The organism is Methanoculleus sp. UBA291, assembly GCF_002499755.1.
Classification (GTDB): Archaea; Halobacteriota; Methanomicrobia; order Methanomicrobiales; family Methanoculleaceae; genus Methanoculleus; species Methanoculleus palmolei.
On the sequence record NZ_DANC01000014.1, the window covers coordinates 1 to 491 of the forward strand.

Annotated in this window: 1 protein-coding gene; it reads left to right on the plus strand. The window is 46.8% G+C overall.

Translation table 11 applies throughout. The annotated features are described in order from the left end of the window. Nucleotides 1-244: hypothetical protein (locus BP737_RS02945; RefSeq protein ID WP_342685922.1), on the plus strand; the 244-nt coding region annotated here is incomplete at its 5' end. Nucleotides 245-491 lie beyond the last annotated feature (247 nt).

The window sequence follows — 491 nt, forward strand, 5'->3', positions numbered from 1 at the left end:
AGAAGGTAACCTCACCGTTTTCGTCTCAGGGGGGAGAACAGAGGAACAAGTAAGACAAGAAATTGAGAGTAAAATGAGCAGAAATCGACAATACGGAATACATGTGCTTTACATTCATGGGATAGGGAGATCTAATATCGAAAAAATCAAAATGGTAATCTACGATCTTAAATCAAAATACTCTACACTCAAAATCCAGAGTTCAGAATACCAAAATATCATTTCAATGAAGTTGACTTTTTAAATCATTTATCCAGCCGGTCAGACTCGCTAGGGCAATGAGAAAAGTGGATGTGGGGCGGTTTACCCCCGCTCTCTCCCGCTCTTCTTCCTCCGCGGCTGGGGCTTGCTGGTGCCGCCCCCATGAAATCGTAGTCGCCGCCGCTGAAATCCGCTGAGTTTGCGTTGAAATTACGCTCCACTCCGCCAAGGGTACCGGTAAGCGATCCCTGATCATGAGGGCGTCCCAAAATCTCTTTGCCGGGAGGAGG